This is a genomic window from Paenibacillus sp. J31R98, assembly GCF_056269245.1.
Genome location: NZ_JBWDNO010000001.1, coordinates 708206 through 723560, shown reverse-complemented (window position 1 = coordinate 723560; position 15355 = coordinate 708206). Strand labels below are relative to the sequence as shown.

Genomic DNA, 15355 nt, shown 5'->3' with positions numbered 1-15355 from the left:
CGTCCACTCCTATTCTAGTTGCTTGTCTTTCTTGCGCAGTTTGCCGCGTAATCGATCTATCCGTTTATGAATAAGGTCAAGCTCTGTTCTGCGTTTGCTCTGCACCCGGAGCACAGAGTTCCGTCGCAGCGCGATCGAATGCGCTTCCTCTGCTAGCGAGAGCGCAGCTTGAAGCTCTTTCGTCCGGTGCTCATAATACATCGCAAGCTCGATATGAGCCTCATAATCCGGCCAATTGGCAGCTTCTGCATCTTGCACAGCCTTCTGCCACAATAACACAGCACGCTCCCAATTTCCACATTTCTTGTCCCGCTCCGCGAGCATGCACAAGCATTTGGGAGAGATTCGAGGATGCTCTTCCAGAAGCGCATATAGTGGCTCTGCAAGCTCCGTCTTCCCCATCCGCTCAAGCCATAGACCTGTGCGAAGCAGCTCCTCCGCTTCACTTGGCAGTGCAACCTGCTTACCAAGCCCGCCGCTCAGCAAGTGACCGAACCGGATTGCCAGTACGGCGAGCGATAGCATATCTATTTCGTTGTGCTCGAATACGCCAAGCAGCGGCTGCGGCTTCCCATCTGCGAGATATCGAAAATAGATCTCAGGCGCCATCGAACCAGGCACATCGTCTTCCCTCGTGATGCCCAGCCGTTCCTCCTCAACGCGGCTTAGCTTGCAGGAAACAAGCGTATTACGCCAAATAGACCGAGACGGGTGCAGCAGATCAACATGAATCGGTTCCCACTCGAAGGAGCGGAAACCATTTAGTATAAAACGATTATGAAGGACAGGCCAATCGAAGGTTCTGCCATTATAGGTGACGAGATGCGTGAAGCTTGGCAGCAAGTTGCACAAGTAGCCGATCATCGCTCGTTCCTCTGCAGGATGGCGAATCAGCATCTGTTCGACGACGAAGACGTCTTCCTGCAAATAAGCAAGACCGACCATGAAGGGCACATTCCCGGTGCCCACGCCTAGCCCCGTCGTCTCAAGATCGAGGAATAGGAGGTTGGTATAGTCCAGCCGCGACTGCTCCGGCTTACGGAATACGTCCAGATACAGCTGCGTTTCTTCCAGTTCCTCCAGCCGATGAATGCCGTGACGGTGCATCAGCGGATAACGGGTCTCTCGGACAAGGAAAGTGCCCTCCGTCGATTCGACGATGCGAACATTCAGCTCTTCCCAGTCAGCGGACAACTCAGATGCCGAGTCGGCAGCGGCAGGCGCCGATGACGGCGGCAACTCTTCATTCGTGACAGCTGCTGCCGAATCCAGCGTTTCTTCCCTTTCATCCGTAACCATCCCCGCAAGCCGTTCTGCTTGAGCAGCCGCGCTGCTGCGCATCCTTAGCAGCTTATCGCGCAGCCCGCTCATGATGACACGCCTGCTTCCTTAAGAATTAAAGCTGCGCTAGTAGTTGGATGCTTCTTCGCTTTCCATTTATACCATTTATTTCTGTTCCAATACATGCCGGGCACCCGTCCTCACATACGCATTTTCCGATAAGGTTCTTTGCTGCTTCCTTAATTTCGTCGAAGCGCTTATACACTTCTTCAGCCAGTCCGATACCGCCAGGGTAATGATCGTAAAGAAACACGGTAGGAAGCCCGGAATGCGAAGCCTTAATTTGGGATACAACATGGATGTCATTGCGATCACACATGACCATAACAGGCACGATATGCCGCAGCACGTTTGCAATGCCTAGCAATAACTGTTCCAACGTCTTCACGCCTAGTTCAGGGTCTACTTCCTTTAACTCGAGCCAAGCTGAGCTGGTATGCAATTCTTCTTCCGGAAGATGAATTGGACCGCTGCCGATGTTCTCTCCGGTCGTTAGTTTGATTTTCTTAAATATAGTAGGTATCGCATTTATGGAAACATCTCCATAATGAAGAGCGGCCTTATTCCGATTGGCGGTTCGGTCTATTTCCAGTACCTTAAGCTGTACAGCCAGGTTAGCGTCTGTATAGTACTCGACGTCCACCTCGCGAACGTAAGCTTTCTTGTGGTCCCAGTCCAGCTTCTCGACTTGGAATTGAACCCCTTCGTGCAAATAGATGGCCTCGTCGTGCAGCAAGGTCATGGCGCTAAAACGGTCCATTTCCCCGATAATTCTTACATCCGCGACATTCGATTGGTCTACGATGACTACGTTTTCCTGCGAAGCAGAGCGCAAGCTAATGGTATTCGCCGGGAAAGACTGATTGGCCCAGTAATACGTGTCACCGTTCTTATGCAGGATCCGATCCTCTACCAGATAGTCCATGATATCCGTTACGTCAAGCGTCCCAAATTCCTCGCTGTCCTTGAAAGGCAATTCATACGCGGCGCACCGCAAATGATCAACAAGGATGATAAGATTCTCGGGGTTGATCCGCGCGGATTCCGGGTTGCGTTCGAAGAAATAATCGGGATTGTTTACGATATATTGGTCTATCGGAGTCGAACTAGCTACCATCACGATGAGGGCTTCGCCATGACGGCGTCCTGCCCGTCCTGCCTGCTGCCAAGTGCTTGCAACGCTTCCTGGATAGCCGTTCATAACGCACACCTGCAGCTGGCCGATATCTACGCCAAGCTCTAATGCATTCGTGCTTACTACGCCCAAGATCTCCCCGGCTCTTAATCCCTTCTCGATTTCTCTACGCTGGTTCGGCAAGTAACCGCCCCGATAGCCTCGAATGGACTTAGAAGAAATCTGATTCTTCACCAGTTCCTGCAGATGACTGAGAATCAACTCTACTCGAACCCGGCTCCTCGCAAAGACAATGGTTTGAATTTTGTTCTTAAGAAACTCCGTCGCCAGATGATTCACTTCCACGGATGCGCTTTTTCTTATATTAAGTGCCTTATTGACGATCGGCGGGTTATAGAATACAAAATGCTTCCTGCCTCTAGGTGCCCCATTATCTTGAATTAGGCGCATCGGCTGCCCAGTCAATTGTTCCGCCAATTCCTTTGGGTTCGCGATTGTAGCAGATGTGCAAATAAATGTGGGATTACTGCCGTAAAACTTGCATATGCGCTTGAGACGGCGCAGCACGTTCGCTACGTGACTCCCGAAAACACCTCTATACGTATGCAGCTCGTCGATAACGACATACTTTAGATTCTCGAACAAGCTAACCCATTTGGTGTGATGCGGCAATATCCCGGAATGCAGCATGTCCGGGTTTGTAATCACGATATGCCCGGCCTTGCGTACAATCTGACGAATAGCAGGCGAAGTATCGCCGTCATAGGTGAAACTCTTAATGTCGATTCCCATTTCATCAATGATTTCATTGAGTTCGCTCTTCTGATCCTGAGAGAGTGCCTTGGTCGGAAAAAGATAAAGCGCTCTGCTTGTATCATCCTTCGCGATCGCTTGCAGCACAGGCAAGTTGTAGCACATGGTTTTGCCTGAAGCCGTCGGCGTGACCGCTACAATGTTCTCTCCTTTTGCGACCGCTTCAAAGGATGTGTACTGGTGGGAATACAGCTGCTCGATCCCACGTTTGGCAAAAGCGGCTCTTATTCGCGGATCTATAGCTTCCGGCATTTCCCTGTACCGAGCTTCCTGTGGTTCGATTTCGTGCCAGTTCACTATATTTTCATTTGCCCTAAGTTCCTGGATAACCTCTGACAAGTTTTTCTTTCTAAAAGTCATCGTTTCAACTCTTTTCTATAGAACGGTTGTTCTCGTAATTATACCCCTTCAATGCCGATCAGTAAAAGCCCCAATGTATGCATAAAAGCAAAAAAACCGTCTTCGCTTGCCCTATCGGACAAACAAAGACGGCGCTATTCTTATACAAAAGGCGGCTCCCACATTTTCTTGTTCCAGCCAACCCGTTCATGAAGGACATTCAAATTCCGATCCAACCTCACGGCAGCGGTGAACGGCATATGCTTCTTATGCCAGAAACGAACATCGCTCCAGATCACCAAGTAGCCGTCCGACTGCTCTTCAACGTTCACATGGATACAAGCAGCAAGATGATGAAAGGCTTGCACGCCGTCTACCCCAATCGTCGCTTCTGCCGCTGCTGCAAGCCTCTCCGGGCTCCTTTTGTACATCTGCGCCTCTTCATGGACGACATTGCGGTTCAAGTTTCCCTTGATGAACGCCTCGCCTGTGTCGATGACAAACTGCCATGCCATACCAAACAAGGTCGGCGTTAGAGTGATTTGCTCGCCCTTCACCTGGTACGCGCGGCATAAGCTTCTGATTACCGATCGGGAGATGAGATATCTCCATAGCAGGTAGAGCAGCGTTGACGCATAGACGAGGAGAAACATCCTCTCTGGGCTCGGCACGGCGCCTGTTATCCAGAGAATCGCAGCAGCTGCGTGCATCGCGAATAGATACGGATCGAATAGGCATAACACATCGAGATGCAGCCATCGCTTCGTGAAGGGTCGCAAGCATTGCACGCCGTAGGCGTTAAACAGATCGAGCGTAATATGGAAGCAGACTGCGATGAACGCCCATAGAATAACGATCCAGCTCCATTGCTGAACACCGAAGAGCCAAGCAATCGGCAAGCCGATGAGTGGCGCCCAGACAAGCGGCGCGGGCAACGAGTGTGTTAATCCGCGATGGTTGCGAATGTACGCCGATCCGCCTTTTAACCGCATGACCGAATCGAAATCAGGAGCATGGCTGCCTAGCAGCGTCGCTGCTAATATCGCATAAAGCAAATCAGGATGCGCACTAACTGTCGGATCCGCGAGCGAGAGGCCTGCTAGCGTCGTGCCAAACAAGAGGTGACTTCCAGTATCCATCCATCATCATCCCTTCGCGAGTCTGCACTATAATGCTTTATCGCCAATAGAGTAACAGCAGACTGTAAAGAGATGATTTCAGAATGATGATGATTTTGTAAGCATTGCTAGCGTTAGCGCTTCACGATGAACTCGGCAAAATCCGCAGCAGGCTCAATGTTCGCGAACAGATGTTTAACCCCATCAACCATATCCGCAACTGCTTCATCGTCGAAACGCGAGCTAAAATGCGTCACGATAAGCCGCTTCGCGCCTGCCTTCTGTGCAATCTCAGCAGCCTGGCGAATGGTCGAATGCCCATACGCCTCCGCCTTCTCCTCCATGCCACCTGCGAAAGTTGCCTCATGCACGAGCAAATCTGCGCCGCGCGCAAGCAGGGCCGCATTGTCACATGGCTTCGTATCGCCAAGAATAGTGATGATCCGACCGTTGATTGGAGGTCCCACTACTTCAGCTGAACAGACATGACGCCCATCCTCGAGCATAATGTCTTCTCCGCGCTTTAATTTGCCATAAGCAGGACCGGGCTTGACGCCAAGCTCGCCTAGCAAGGTCAGGTTCAGCTGTCCCTGTTGAGACTTCTCTGTGATTCGGTAGCCAAAGCAAGGCATGCGATGCTCGAGCGCAGCGGCTTCCACGATAAACCGGCTATCTTCCACAACTACGCCTTCTTGCACTTCAATAACCTCGAGATCATAGTTCAGATGAACGCCGCTATGGTGGAAAATAACATCCAGATAAGCCTTCAGCCCCTCTGGTCCATAAATCTGCAGCGGTCCAGCGCCTTCGAAATACGAACGGCTGCTAAGCAGTCCCGGCAAGCCGTACAAATGATCACCATGCAGATGCGTAATGAATATTCGCTCCAGCTTGTTCAGCTTCAGCCCGCTCGCAAGCAGACGATGCTGAGTCCCTTCCCCTGTATCAAACAGCCAAAATCCGCAGAACGGATCAGGCAGCGACAACGCAATCGACGTTACATTGCGCGATTTGGTCGGCCTCCCTGCGCTCGTTCCGAGAAACGTAAGCTTCACTTGCTTTCCCTCCAATCTTCGCCTATAACAATACCCTCCGGAAAGACGGATTAACCGACATTTTCGGAGGGTGGGTATGCGTTACTATATGCTAAGCCTTATCAACGTTGAAGTATTGCGCTTGCGGATGTGCGAACACCATCGCCGATACCGATGCTTCAGGCTCCATCATGAAGCCTTCGGTCAATAGTACTCCGATATCTTCCGGCTTCATCAGCTCGAACAGCGGCTGTTGATCTTCAAGATTCGGACAAGCCGGATAGCCGAACGAAACGCGGATACCTTGGTAACGGGCTCCGTGACGCTGCTTCATCGTCATTTCCGGGTGATCCGGGTAGCCCCATGTATCGCGCATCAGATGATGAACGCGCTCAGCCATTGCTTCCGCCACTTCAAGCGCAACCGATTGAAGCGCATGCGAACGCAAGTAGTCGCCGTTGTCTTTCAATTCAGTCGCTTTCTCACGAACGCCTTCACCGGCTGTAACAACGAGGAAGCCGACGTAATCCATAATGCCGCTCTCTACGGATTTCAAGTAATCCGCTAAACAGAGGTAAGGCTCAACCTGCTGCCTTGGGAATGAGAAGCGCTTGATCTCAACGCCAGGCTGCTGCGGATCATAGATAATAATATCATTGCCCGAAGATTGCGCTGGGAAGAAACGGTACATGCCGTGTGCTTGCAGCATTCCCTTCGCTGCGTCAGCGAGTATGCCGTCAACGGTTTCCTTCAAGTTAACGGCTTTCTCATTGCCTTCGGCGAGCAGTTGATCGACATTGCCTTTCAATCCGAGATGGTGACCAAGCAGCATCTGCATATTGATATACGGCACGATATGCGGAATTGGCACGTTACGCAGCACGTGACGGTCCGTATCCGGCGGAATATACACCGGCGCGTCCTGGTTAATCGAAGACTTCACCGCACGAGACAGCTCAGGCAGCTTCTTCTTCTCTTCTTCTTCGGCACCTCCGGAAGCTTTGAACGCCTCCATCTCTTCCTGATAGACACGGCGAGAATCTGGATTCATCAGCTTGTTCGCGATATCAAGACCATCCATTGCATCCTTCGCATACAACACAAGACCATCATACTCAGGACCAATCCGATTCTTCGTGAATTTGCGAGTAAGCGCAGCGCCGCCTACAAGAATAGGAGCATCAATGCCGGCATTGCGCAGATCCTGTGCCGTCACAACCATCTGCTGAGCGGATTTCACAAGAAGACCGGACAAGCCAATCGCATCTGCCGGTTCCTTGCGGTAAGCCTCGATAAGCTGCTCAGGAGCGACTTTAATGCCAAGGTTTATAATTTTGTAGCCATTATTGGACAGGATGATTTCTACTAGGTTTTTGCCGATATCATGCACGTCGCCCTTAACCGTAGCAAGAATGATCTTCCCTTTGACCGCAGAATCAGCCTTCTCCATGTGCGGTTCCAGATGCGTAACCGAAGCTTTCATGACCTCGGCGCTTTGAAGAACCTCCGCTACGATCAGTTCATTATTATTAAACAGACGACCGACTTCGCTCATGCCCAGCATCAGCGGACCGTTAATAATATCAAGCGGTGCATATTTGGTCAGCGCTTCATCGAGATCCGGGTAAAGCCCTTCCTTCGTGCCTTCTACGATATACGAAGCAAGACGCTCCTCGAGCGATAAGTTGGATACTTTCTCCTTCTTCTCGACCTTCTTCTCACGGAACGCCGCGACGAAAGCCGCCAATGTTTCATCATTCGTGTTGAAGATGAGATCTTCCGCAAGACGGCGCTCATCCTCTGGAATGGATGCATAACGCTCCAGCTTCTCCGTATTCACAATCGCGTAATCAAGACCCGCTTTGGTCGTGTGGTACAGATACACGGAGTTAAGAACCTCGCGGCCAGCGTCCGGCAAGCCGAAGGAGATATTACTTAGGCCAAGAATCGTCTTCGCTCTCGGATATTTCGCCTTGATCATCTTGATACCCTCGATCGTCTCAACCGCAGAACCGATGTACTGTGGATCGCCAGAGCCGACTGGGAACATATTCGGGTCAAAAATAATATCTTCCGGGTTCATCCCATACTTCTCAGTAAGCAGCTCATACGAGCGACTCGCCACTTCCATCTTCGCTTCACGCGATACCGCTTGTCCGCGCTCGTCAATCAGGATACAGACGACAGCTGCGCCGTAGCGATGAATGAGGGGCAATATCTTCTCAAACTTCGATTCGCCATCCTCAAGGTTAATGGAGTTAATGATTGCTTTACCTTGCGAATATTTAAGGCCCAGCTCAATAATGTGATCATACGTCGAGTCGAGCATGAGCGGCACTTTGATTTTCTTTACAACTTCCGGAATGAACTTATGAACCGCATATGCCTCGTCAATATCCGTATCCTGCAAGTTGATATCGATGACATGTGCGCCGCCCTTCACTTGTGCGCGGGCGATTTCCGAAGCTTCATCGAATTTCTCTTCTTTAATGAGACGTTTGAATTTCCGTGATCCGGAAATGTTCGTACGCTCACCAATCATAATCGGACGGTTATCTTCTTCAATATATACCGTCTCGATACCGGAAACTGCTGGCGGATGCTCTCCTAGCTTCGTACGAGGCGCATAGTTCGAGAGGGTCTCCGCGAGCGCGCGAATATGAGCAGGCGTCGTACCGCAGCAGCCGCCGGCAATATTCAGCCAGCCTTGCTCGGCAAAGTCCGCAATCTTCTTCGCAAGCGAAGCCGGCGACTCATGGTAATTTCCGTTCTCATCCGGCAAGCCTGCATTCGGGTAACAGCTGACAGCCGAACGAGCAATGCCTGCGAGCGAGCGGATATGATCGCGCATAAACTCTGGACCTGTCGCACAGTTCAGGCCGATGGAGATCGGGTTCATGTGCTCAAGCGAGATATAGAAGGATTCGATATTTTGACCGGCAAGTGTTGTCCCCATTGGTTCAATCGTACCAGAAATCATGAGCGGGAGCGTGATACCCGTCGATTCAAATGCTTTATGAATGCCGATTGTGCCTGCTTTCACGTTAAGCGTATCTTGGGAGGTTTCGAGAAGGATCGCATCGACGCCACCTTCGATAAGTGCAGCAGTTTGCTCAAAGTAGTCCTCTACGAGTTGATCGAACGTAACTCCGCCTGTAACAGACAATGTCTTCGTCGTCGGACCGAGTGCGCCTGCAACATAACGAGGCTTGTCCGCCGTTGTAAACTTATCCGCTGCAGCGCGAGCGATCCTAGCAGCCGCAAGGTTGATTTCCCGCGCTTTCTCCGGAATATCATACTCCGCCAGTACAACAGCTGTCGCACCGAACGTGTTCGTTTCCAGAATATCCGCACCGGCCTCCAAATAAGCTTCATGAATGCCTTGAATGACATCAGGACGCGTTAGAACGAGCATTTCATTACAGCCATCCAGCTCATCACCGCCAAAATCATCCGGTCCGAGATCAGCCTGCTGAATCATCGTTCCCATAGCACCATCTAGTATAAGAATGCGTCTTTCGAGCATTTCTTTTATTGTGGGTTTCGTCATGGATGCCTTCCTTTCCGTTAAGAAAAATCATTTCCCTATACTCTACCAGAATTCACCGCAAGTGCAAAGAACCTTTTGCAGGTAGCGTGCAGCGCTGTCGACAGGGCAATCAAATTGTTCTATAATTATTCCTATTGGTATTTATGAATTTGTGAAAAGAGGGATTAGAGCGATGGCTGAAATTCGTATTCGCAACACGAACGAGCGTATCTCCGGTGAACAGAATGTTCGCGCGTTTCTAGACAACCAAGAAGTATTGTATGAGCATTGGGATGCAAGCAAGCTTCCTGCAGAGCTTCATAACAAATTCGTTCTATCCGACGAAGAGAAGCAAACGATTCTGTCCACGTTCGATGAAGAGATCCGTGAACTTGCAGCGCGCCGCGGCTATCAAATTTGGGATGTTATCTCCCTCTCGGACGCGACTCCGAACATCGAAGAGCTGCTGAAGAAATTCGAGCAGATTCACACGCACACCGAAGATGAGATTCGCGGTATTGTATCTGGCCGTGGCATCTTTATTATTAAAGGCGACGAGGAGACTGGTTATTTCGACGTTGAGCTGGAAGCTGGCGACGTTATCTCCGTTCCTGAGGACAGAGCGCATTTCTTCACGCTGATGGACAACCGTGAAATTATCGCGGTTCGCCTCTTCATTGAGAAGGATGGCTGGATTGCTACGAATATCGAAGATCCGTCGTTTGAATAACAATTGACTGTCAATGAAGAAGAAGACCTGCCATAACGGCGGGTCTTCTTCTATTAGGTGGCGGCAACTGCATTACACGAGCAGCGGCAGCAGTTCTTCGAGATGCTTGATTTCATGAGTTGGAATGATTTCGTCTGTCCGTTTCATACCGTGGCGGTTAATCCACACGCTAGTCATGCCAATCGTATTCGATCCAAGTATGTCAGTCGTCAGCTTGTCACCAACCATAACGCCATGCTCCGGCTCGACGCCGAGACGCTCAAGCGCGTGGTGGAAGATCTCAGCGGCAGGCTTGCCTTTACCGAATTCGCCCGAGATGATGATGTGGTCAAAATACGGCACAATCGCAGGTACGCCAGCAAGCTTCTCGCGCTGCAGATCTGGCGAGCCATTGGTCAGCAAGAGCAGCTTGTACTTCCCCTTCAGCTGATCGAGGACAGCGAAAGTCTCTTCGTACACGTAAGGACGTTTACGACGCTCCGCTGGGAATTGCTCTGCTAGCTGTGCGCCGAGCTCCGGATTATCAATCCCAAGCGACTTCAAGCCGCGCGTCCAAGCATCGCGGCGGTACCCAGGAGCAAGTTCCTGCAGCATGCGGAATTCCTGTTGTTCGCCTTCGAGGAAGTTCGCCCACAGTCCCTCGAACGGATTAATGCCGATCATCTTCGTGAATGGGAACGTCTCATACGATTCGTAGAGCGCACGCGCTTCGCTGCGAACCGCTTCTTCAAGCGCCTTCGCGTCTACGCCTGTCTGAGCTGCCCCCGCTTCGCAAGTTGCGTCGAACGCTTCCTGCACACTGCGATCATCCCATAGTAGCGTATCATCTAGATCAAATAGAACTGCTTGCTTTGCCATGATTTGCACTCCACTCTCGTATGTTTATTTTTCTGTAAAAGGAATACCATGCTGACTGGCAAACGAACGCAAGCGCTCTGTAATCTGCTCAGTCGGATAGCGGTTAATGAGACGAGAGAACACCCAGTTACCGCCTTTGAGCTGCTCGATCACGACATAGCCACTCTGGACATTGATCGCTTTAATGTTGCTCACATAGATGGAACGATCGCCTGTGAACCGGCGGGAACGGACAAAATCACTGCCTACCCCAAGGTAAGGGCGGCGAAGAACAAAGAGCAGTGCCAATACGACGTAACAGCCGATTGTTACCCAGAACATCGAACCTGTCTCCTTGAAGTTCTCCGAAGTTACAGTCACGATTACATAGAACAGAATGAACAGCAACAGGAACGCTGGCATTAGATAGCTGCGACCTCTGTATGTATCGACGGATGGTGCGCTTGATGATGCGGACATCAGCGGAGCTTGGCCGCGCTTCTTCCGCTGTTTGTTAATTTGAGATTGATTCTTCTGTACTTTACGTTCCCACGATCTTGACAAGGATGTTCCTCCTACAATAAATATTCACGTTAGTAGTGTTGCACGTTCATTACAGAGGTCGAGCGAACTTAGCGATAAACCGGTTCGGATATTCGCTAGGCAATGCGCTAACCTCATCGAGCTGCTTCCAAATCTCTTCCGGCATGTTCCAGCCGATTGCACCCATATTCTCTTCGTACTGTTCAAGCGTACTTGCGCCGAAAATCGGCGACGTGATGCCTTCACGTCTGAGCAGCCATGCCAATGCGACTTGCGCTGGTGTCTTGTCCAGTTCCTTCGCTGCCTGCTTGACTGCTTCAAGTACTTTGAAGTTATTCGAGGACGAACGATTCGCCCAGGAGCTCTCGCCCACTTTGGAAGTGAGACGTCCGCTAGTTGGCTCTTCTGACCCATAGCGGCCTGTTAAGAATCCGCCGCCGAGCGGTGCCCATGGAATAATTCCAACGTTCTCTTCGAGGCACAGCGAGATCATCTCGCGATCCATCTCGCGGCTAACCAAGCTATATTGAGGTTGAATGGAAATAAAGCGAACATAGCGGTTCCAATCACTAACCGCAAGCGACTTCATCAGTTGCCATGCGAAGAAATTAGAGCAGCCGATATAACGGACCTTACCAGCAGTCACAAGATCATCCAGCGCACGCAGCGTCTCTTCGATCGGTGTCGCATGATCCCAGACGTGTACTTGATAGAGGTCTATGTAATCCGTGTCGAGCCGCTTCAAGCTTGCTTCGACTGCATCCAAGATATGCTTGCGAGATACGCCAACGCCATTCGGATTCGTCGATGTTGCGAATCGAACCTTCGTTGCAAGCACAACATCCGAGCGACGGTCTTTAATGGCTCGTCCGACAATCTCCTCTGAACGTCCGCCTACATATACGTTGGCTGTATCCAGGAAATTACCGCCTTGCTCCATGAACCGGTGAACCATACTAATGGAATCTGTCTCGCTAGTTGTATTGCCAAACGTCATCGTTCCCAAACAAAGCTCGGACACAGCCAAGCCGCTTCTGCCTAGTAACCGAAATTCCACGCTCGTCCCCTCCTGCATGATCGAAGTCTTTTAGTGCTTAATCGAACCTCCGCCATTCTCTCCGTTCTCTTCATCTTCCGCCCATTTAATGGTATCCAGTTGATTGCGGAAATTGCTCTTGAAGTTGTCCAAGTATTGTCGGCGAAGCTCGTCTCGTTCTACAAGCTCTTCCGGTGTTAAACCGACGGATTTATTTTTGCGAGAAAGCTCGTTAATACGGGCAATGACTTTGTCTATAGCGTTCATTTCTACTGCACTCCTTTCCCTACCTGAGGTCAACATGTCACCCTTTACTTTGACATTAATAAGGAGCCATTGTCAAGGTAACAGAGGTCTTATTAGAGATAGAAAAAGCCCAAGCGATTCGGTCGCTCAGGCTTAACTTACTCGTTCGTACATTAAATGATAGATGTTATTCAACAGGAACGATTAATGACTGTCCCGCTTGCAGCGTAGCGTTCGATAAGTTGTTCCGCTTCTTCAAGCTATACACCACTTCACGAATGTCTTGTCCTTCCTCACGTACTCGGCCAGCAATATCCCATAGCGTATCGCCTGCTCCGATTACAACGACTTGCTCCAGTACAGTCGGAGCAGAAGGATGCTCGCTACCTGCGTAACTCGTCATCAGCGTCAGCCCCGTGAACAGCAATACGAACAGCAATACTGCAACAGCAAGTCTCACTAGTAGACGTTGTTTGCTAGCGTCATTTCTTACACGCTTCGCTGTACGGTTATTTGTCGTGTTTCCTTTATAAGTAGTTGAGTAAGAAGATATCGTTGTCATCATTCTCCAGCACCCCAAACGTTTGTTCTGTTATCGTTGAATTCAGAATAACACGAACATTTGTTTGTGGTCAAGCCTTTTTGGAACATTTGTTCGTAAAAATACGCGAACTTGTGTTTTTAAGAACTTATGTTTGTACGAACTCCGGTTCTGTGCTATAATTTGACACAAATGAAACTTTGGAGTGATTCCGGTGTCGAAACTTTCAAACCGCCAGCAGGCGATACTAGAATTCATTAAGACGGAAGTACGCGAGAAAGGCTACCCGCCTTCTGTTCGCGAGATCGGCGAAGCAGTTGGACTTGCTTCCAGCTCGACCGTTCACGGCCATCTTGACCGCCTTGAGAAGAAAGGCCTTATCCGCCGCGACCCGACGAAGCCCCGTGCAATCGAGATCTTGGACGGCGACGATAGCGATATCATCCCTTTCCCGCTCGCAATATCCAAAGTGCCTGTCATCGGTAAAGTAACGGCGGGCGTACCGATTACCGCAACTGAGAACATCGAGGACTACTTCCCGCTTCCTGCGGATAAAGTCGGCGATGACACTGTCTTTATTCTTAATGTTATAGGTGAAAGTATGATTGAAGCTGGCATTCATAATGGTGACTATGTCATCGTCCGTCAGCAGCAAACAGCTAATAATGGCGATATCGTTGTCGCCATGACTGAAGAAGATGAAGCAACGGTCAAGACGTTCTACAAGGAGAAGGATCATATTCGCCTTCAACCGGAGAACTCGACGATGGAGCCAATTCGCCTTCGCAACGTATCCATTCTCGGCAAGGTTATTGGCTTGTTCCGCGACATTCATTAATTCGATCTATCACGAAGGGCCATCTGAAGTGCTGCTGCAGCACCTCAGATGGCCCTTCTCTATATCCTCTCACAGAATGTCACTTAACCTACAAGCTCCCGAAATAACAAGCTTTGATACGTAAACTTACTTCGTTTGTACTTAAAGTTCAATGCAACACCTGAGAAGGCGATTAGAATTCGCTTGAGAGCGATCGTTCTAACCTTGCGGCGCACCAACCATCTCAGCCGTTTGATGTTACGATTATTAACTGCTCTCGCGACGGCTGCTGCGTATGCGCTCGAGGTTCGAAGAGCGCAATAGAATGGTAATATCGCTCTGGCGATCATTCGGTGAATCGGCGTCGAGAATGTAAATTGCGTCGTTCCCGGCGGGATCGTTAACCCATCGGAATATTGGATTATCGGATCCGGAAATTCAAAGTCAAAGAAATATCCGATTCCGTTCGATGATAAACTGCTCAGCTTTGCCGAAGGCGCAACAGACTTGAACATTTTCGCTAACGTATCGATGTCCGTTGTACGAACCGCCTTTGACCATTTTAGCGCAAATGAATAATTGCACGCGATCTTTCGATAGAACGGAATCATAATCCCCGCAACCTTCCGAAGTATTGCTCCAGTCAGCCGAAATTGCCCGTCCGTTGTCACTATTTCACTCATGAATGCCGCCTTCTCTCTCATACCCTCTTAGCATGTATTGTATGCGGGACAGAAGTCACGGGTGAAGAGATGAAGCGCTGTACATATCGCTTGAACTACACTAAAACACTTAAAAAACCTAAAGAACGAATAGCGAAAATCGCATATGTACACATTTCTCGTGAACAATGTTGCCTAAATCAACACTTATCAAAATGTGTTCATTGATTTTTGAAGGGTTCGCATTATTATTTGCAGGTAGCGTATGAAAGCAGCAGATCAAATCAGTGAAACCAGACACGAGAGGAAGTTACACATGAACGTGCAGACGAGACAGCAATTTACGGAAACCATTAATCGACTCTTCGAATTTGCAGCAAAGAAGCACCGAACATTTAGTGTACCAACGGATAGCGATATAAATGCGAGCTTCGACGCGTTGAGTGAGCAGGAGTTGAAACTGACGGCTAATGAGCTCCTGAAGCTTTATGACGAAGTGCTAAACGAGGAAGATGAACCGCAGCATGCCGTTCCACGTGAACAGCCTCAGCTATATATACCACAGGGAATGGAAGTCGCGTTGCCGTCGAAGGACATTTAATTGCAGCAGCTGAAGCAAATATTCCAAACAAAG

The 15355-nt window shown here is 49.9% G+C and carries 14 protein-coding genes; 3 read left to right on the top strand and 11 right to left on the bottom strand.

Features of this window, described 5'->3' with window-relative positions; genetic code table 11:
- Window positions 1–9 precede the first annotated feature (9 nt).
- The 5 genes from AC0YNX_RS03275 to metH all read right to left on the bottom strand — a co-directional run bounded on the left by AC0YNX_RS03275 (window position 10) and on the right by metH (window position 9330).
- On the bottom strand, window positions 10–1371 hold the full coding sequence (locus tag AC0YNX_RS03275) for a ribonuclease H-like domain-containing protein (RefSeq protein ID WP_475814200.1): 1362 nt from the start codon (window positions 1369–1371) through the stop codon (window positions 10–12).
- A gap of 25 nt (window positions 1372–1396) precedes the next feature.
- On the bottom strand, window positions 1397–3649 hold the full coding sequence (locus AC0YNX_RS03270; RefSeq protein ID WP_475814199.1) for a DEAD/DEAH box helicase: 2253 nt from the start codon (window positions 3647–3649) through the stop codon (window positions 1397–1399).
- Window positions 3650–3789: 140 nt separating this feature from the next.
- On the bottom strand, window positions 3790–4767 hold the full coding sequence (locus AC0YNX_RS03265; RefSeq protein WP_475814198.1) for a metal-dependent hydrolase: 978 nt from the start codon (window positions 4765–4767) through the stop codon (window positions 3790–3792).
- 113 nt (window positions 4768–4880) lie between these two features.
- Window positions 4881–5801 (bottom strand): ribonuclease Z, encoded by a 921-nt coding sequence (gene rnz, locus AC0YNX_RS03260; RefSeq protein ID WP_475814197.1) that lies wholly within the window; start codon window positions 5799–5801, stop codon window positions 4881–4883.
- A gap of 91 nt (window positions 5802–5892) precedes the next feature.
- The gene (metH, locus tag AC0YNX_RS03255; protein ID WP_475814196.1) at window positions 5893–9330 is read right to left on the bottom strand and encodes a methionine synthase; all 3438 of its coding nucleotides are present in this window, start codon (window positions 9328–9330) and stop codon (window positions 5893–5895) included.
- Between the two features lie 172 nt (window positions 9331–9502).
- On the opposite strand from metH, the gene AC0YNX_RS03250 reads away from it, so the two are divergent.
- Window positions 9503–10039 carry an acireductone dioxygenase gene (locus AC0YNX_RS03250; protein ID WP_475814195.1) on the top strand — a complete coding sequence of 179 codons (537 nt, stop codon included), beginning with the start codon at window positions 9503–9505 and terminating at the stop codon, window positions 10037–10039.
- Between the two features lie 72 nt (window positions 10040–10111).
- Here the strand turns inward: AC0YNX_RS03250 and AC0YNX_RS03245 are convergent, their stop codons facing one another.
- The 5 genes from AC0YNX_RS03245 to AC0YNX_RS03225 all read right to left on the bottom strand — a co-directional run bounded on the left by AC0YNX_RS03245 (window position 10112) and on the right by AC0YNX_RS03225 (window position 13266).
- Window positions 10112–10897, bottom strand: a complete 786-nt coding sequence (locus tag AC0YNX_RS03245) for an HAD family hydrolase (RefSeq protein WP_475814194.1) — start codon at window positions 10895–10897, stop codon at window positions 10112–10114.
- Window positions 10898–10921: 24 nt separating this feature from the next.
- Window positions 10922–11440 (bottom strand): hypothetical protein, encoded by a 519-nt coding sequence (locus tag AC0YNX_RS03240; RefSeq protein ID WP_475814193.1) that lies wholly within the window; start codon window positions 11438–11440, stop codon window positions 10922–10924.
- 49 nt (window positions 11441–11489) lie between these two features.
- Window positions 11490–12476: an aldo/keto reductase gene (locus AC0YNX_RS03235; protein ID WP_475814192.1), complete on the bottom strand. Its 987-nt coding sequence runs from the start codon at window positions 12474–12476 to the stop codon at window positions 11490–11492.
- A 30-nt stretch (window positions 12477–12506) separates the two neighbouring features.
- Window positions 12507–12722, bottom strand: coding sequence for a DUF896 domain-containing protein (locus AC0YNX_RS03230; protein WP_475814191.1), 216 nt, complete (start codon window positions 12720–12722; stop codon window positions 12507–12509).
- 166 nt (window positions 12723–12888) lie between these two features.
- Complete coding sequence (locus AC0YNX_RS03225) at window positions 12889–13266, bottom strand: LysM peptidoglycan-binding domain-containing protein (RefSeq protein ID WP_475814190.1); 378 nt, start codon at window positions 13264–13266, stop codon at window positions 12889–12891.
- A 190-nt stretch (window positions 13267–13456) separates the two neighbouring features.
- On the opposite strand from AC0YNX_RS03225, the gene lexA reads away from it, so the two are divergent.
- A complete protein-coding gene (gene lexA, locus AC0YNX_RS03220; protein WP_475814189.1) occupies window positions 13457–14080 on the top strand; it encodes a transcriptional repressor LexA in 624 nt (207 codons plus the stop codon).
- Window positions 14081–14163: 83 nt separating this feature from the next.
- On the opposite strand, the gene AC0YNX_RS03215 is transcribed toward lexA, so the two are convergent.
- On the bottom strand, window positions 14164–14742 hold the full coding sequence (locus AC0YNX_RS03215; protein WP_475814188.1) for a hypothetical protein: 579 nt from the start codon (window positions 14740–14742) through the stop codon (window positions 14164–14166).
- Window positions 14743–15037: 295 nt separating this feature from the next.
- On the opposite strand from AC0YNX_RS03215, the gene AC0YNX_RS03210 reads away from it, so the two are divergent.
- Window positions 15038–15322: a hypothetical protein gene (locus AC0YNX_RS03210; RefSeq protein ID WP_475814187.1), complete on the top strand. Its 285-nt coding sequence runs from the start codon at window positions 15038–15040 to the stop codon at window positions 15320–15322.
- Window positions 15323–15355: the final 33 nt, after the last annotated feature.

Coding starts and splice junctions, on each gene's coding strand:
- AC0YNX_RS03210 (WP_475814187.1), top strand. CDS start 15,038: ATGAACGTGCAGACGAGACAGCAATTTACGGAAACCATTAATCGACTC.
- AC0YNX_RS03250 (WP_475814195.1), top strand. CDS start 9,503: ATGGCTGAAATTCGTATTCGCAACACGAACGAGCGTATCTCCGGTGAA.
- AC0YNX_RS03270 (WP_475814199.1), bottom strand. CDS start 3,649: ATGACTTTTAGAAAGAAAAACTTGTCAGAGGTTATCCAGGAACTTAGG.
- AC0YNX_RS03275 (WP_475814200.1), bottom strand. CDS start 1,371: ATGAGCGGGCTGCGCGATAAGCTGCTAAGGATGCGCAGCAGCGCGGCT.
- AC0YNX_RS03245 (WP_475814194.1), bottom strand. CDS start 10,897: ATGGCAAAGCAAGCAGTTCTATTTGATCTAGATGATACGCTACTATGG.
- AC0YNX_RS03215 (WP_475814188.1), bottom strand. CDS start 14,742: ATGAGTGAAATAGTGACAACGGACGGGCAATTTCGGCTGACTGGAGCA.
- AC0YNX_RS03230 (WP_475814191.1), bottom strand. CDS start 12,722: ATGAACGCTATAGACAAAGTCATTGCCCGTATTAACGAGCTTTCTCGC.
- AC0YNX_RS03265 (WP_475814198.1), bottom strand. CDS start 4,767: ATGGATACTGGAAGTCACCTCTTGTTTGGCACGACGCTAGCAGGCCTC.
- AC0YNX_RS03225 (WP_475814190.1), bottom strand. CDS start 13,266: ATGATGACAACGATATCTTCTTACTCAACTACTTATAAAGGAAACACG.
- metH (WP_475814196.1), bottom strand. CDS start 9,330: ATGACGAAACCCACAATAAAAGAAATGCTCGAAAGACGCATTCTTATA.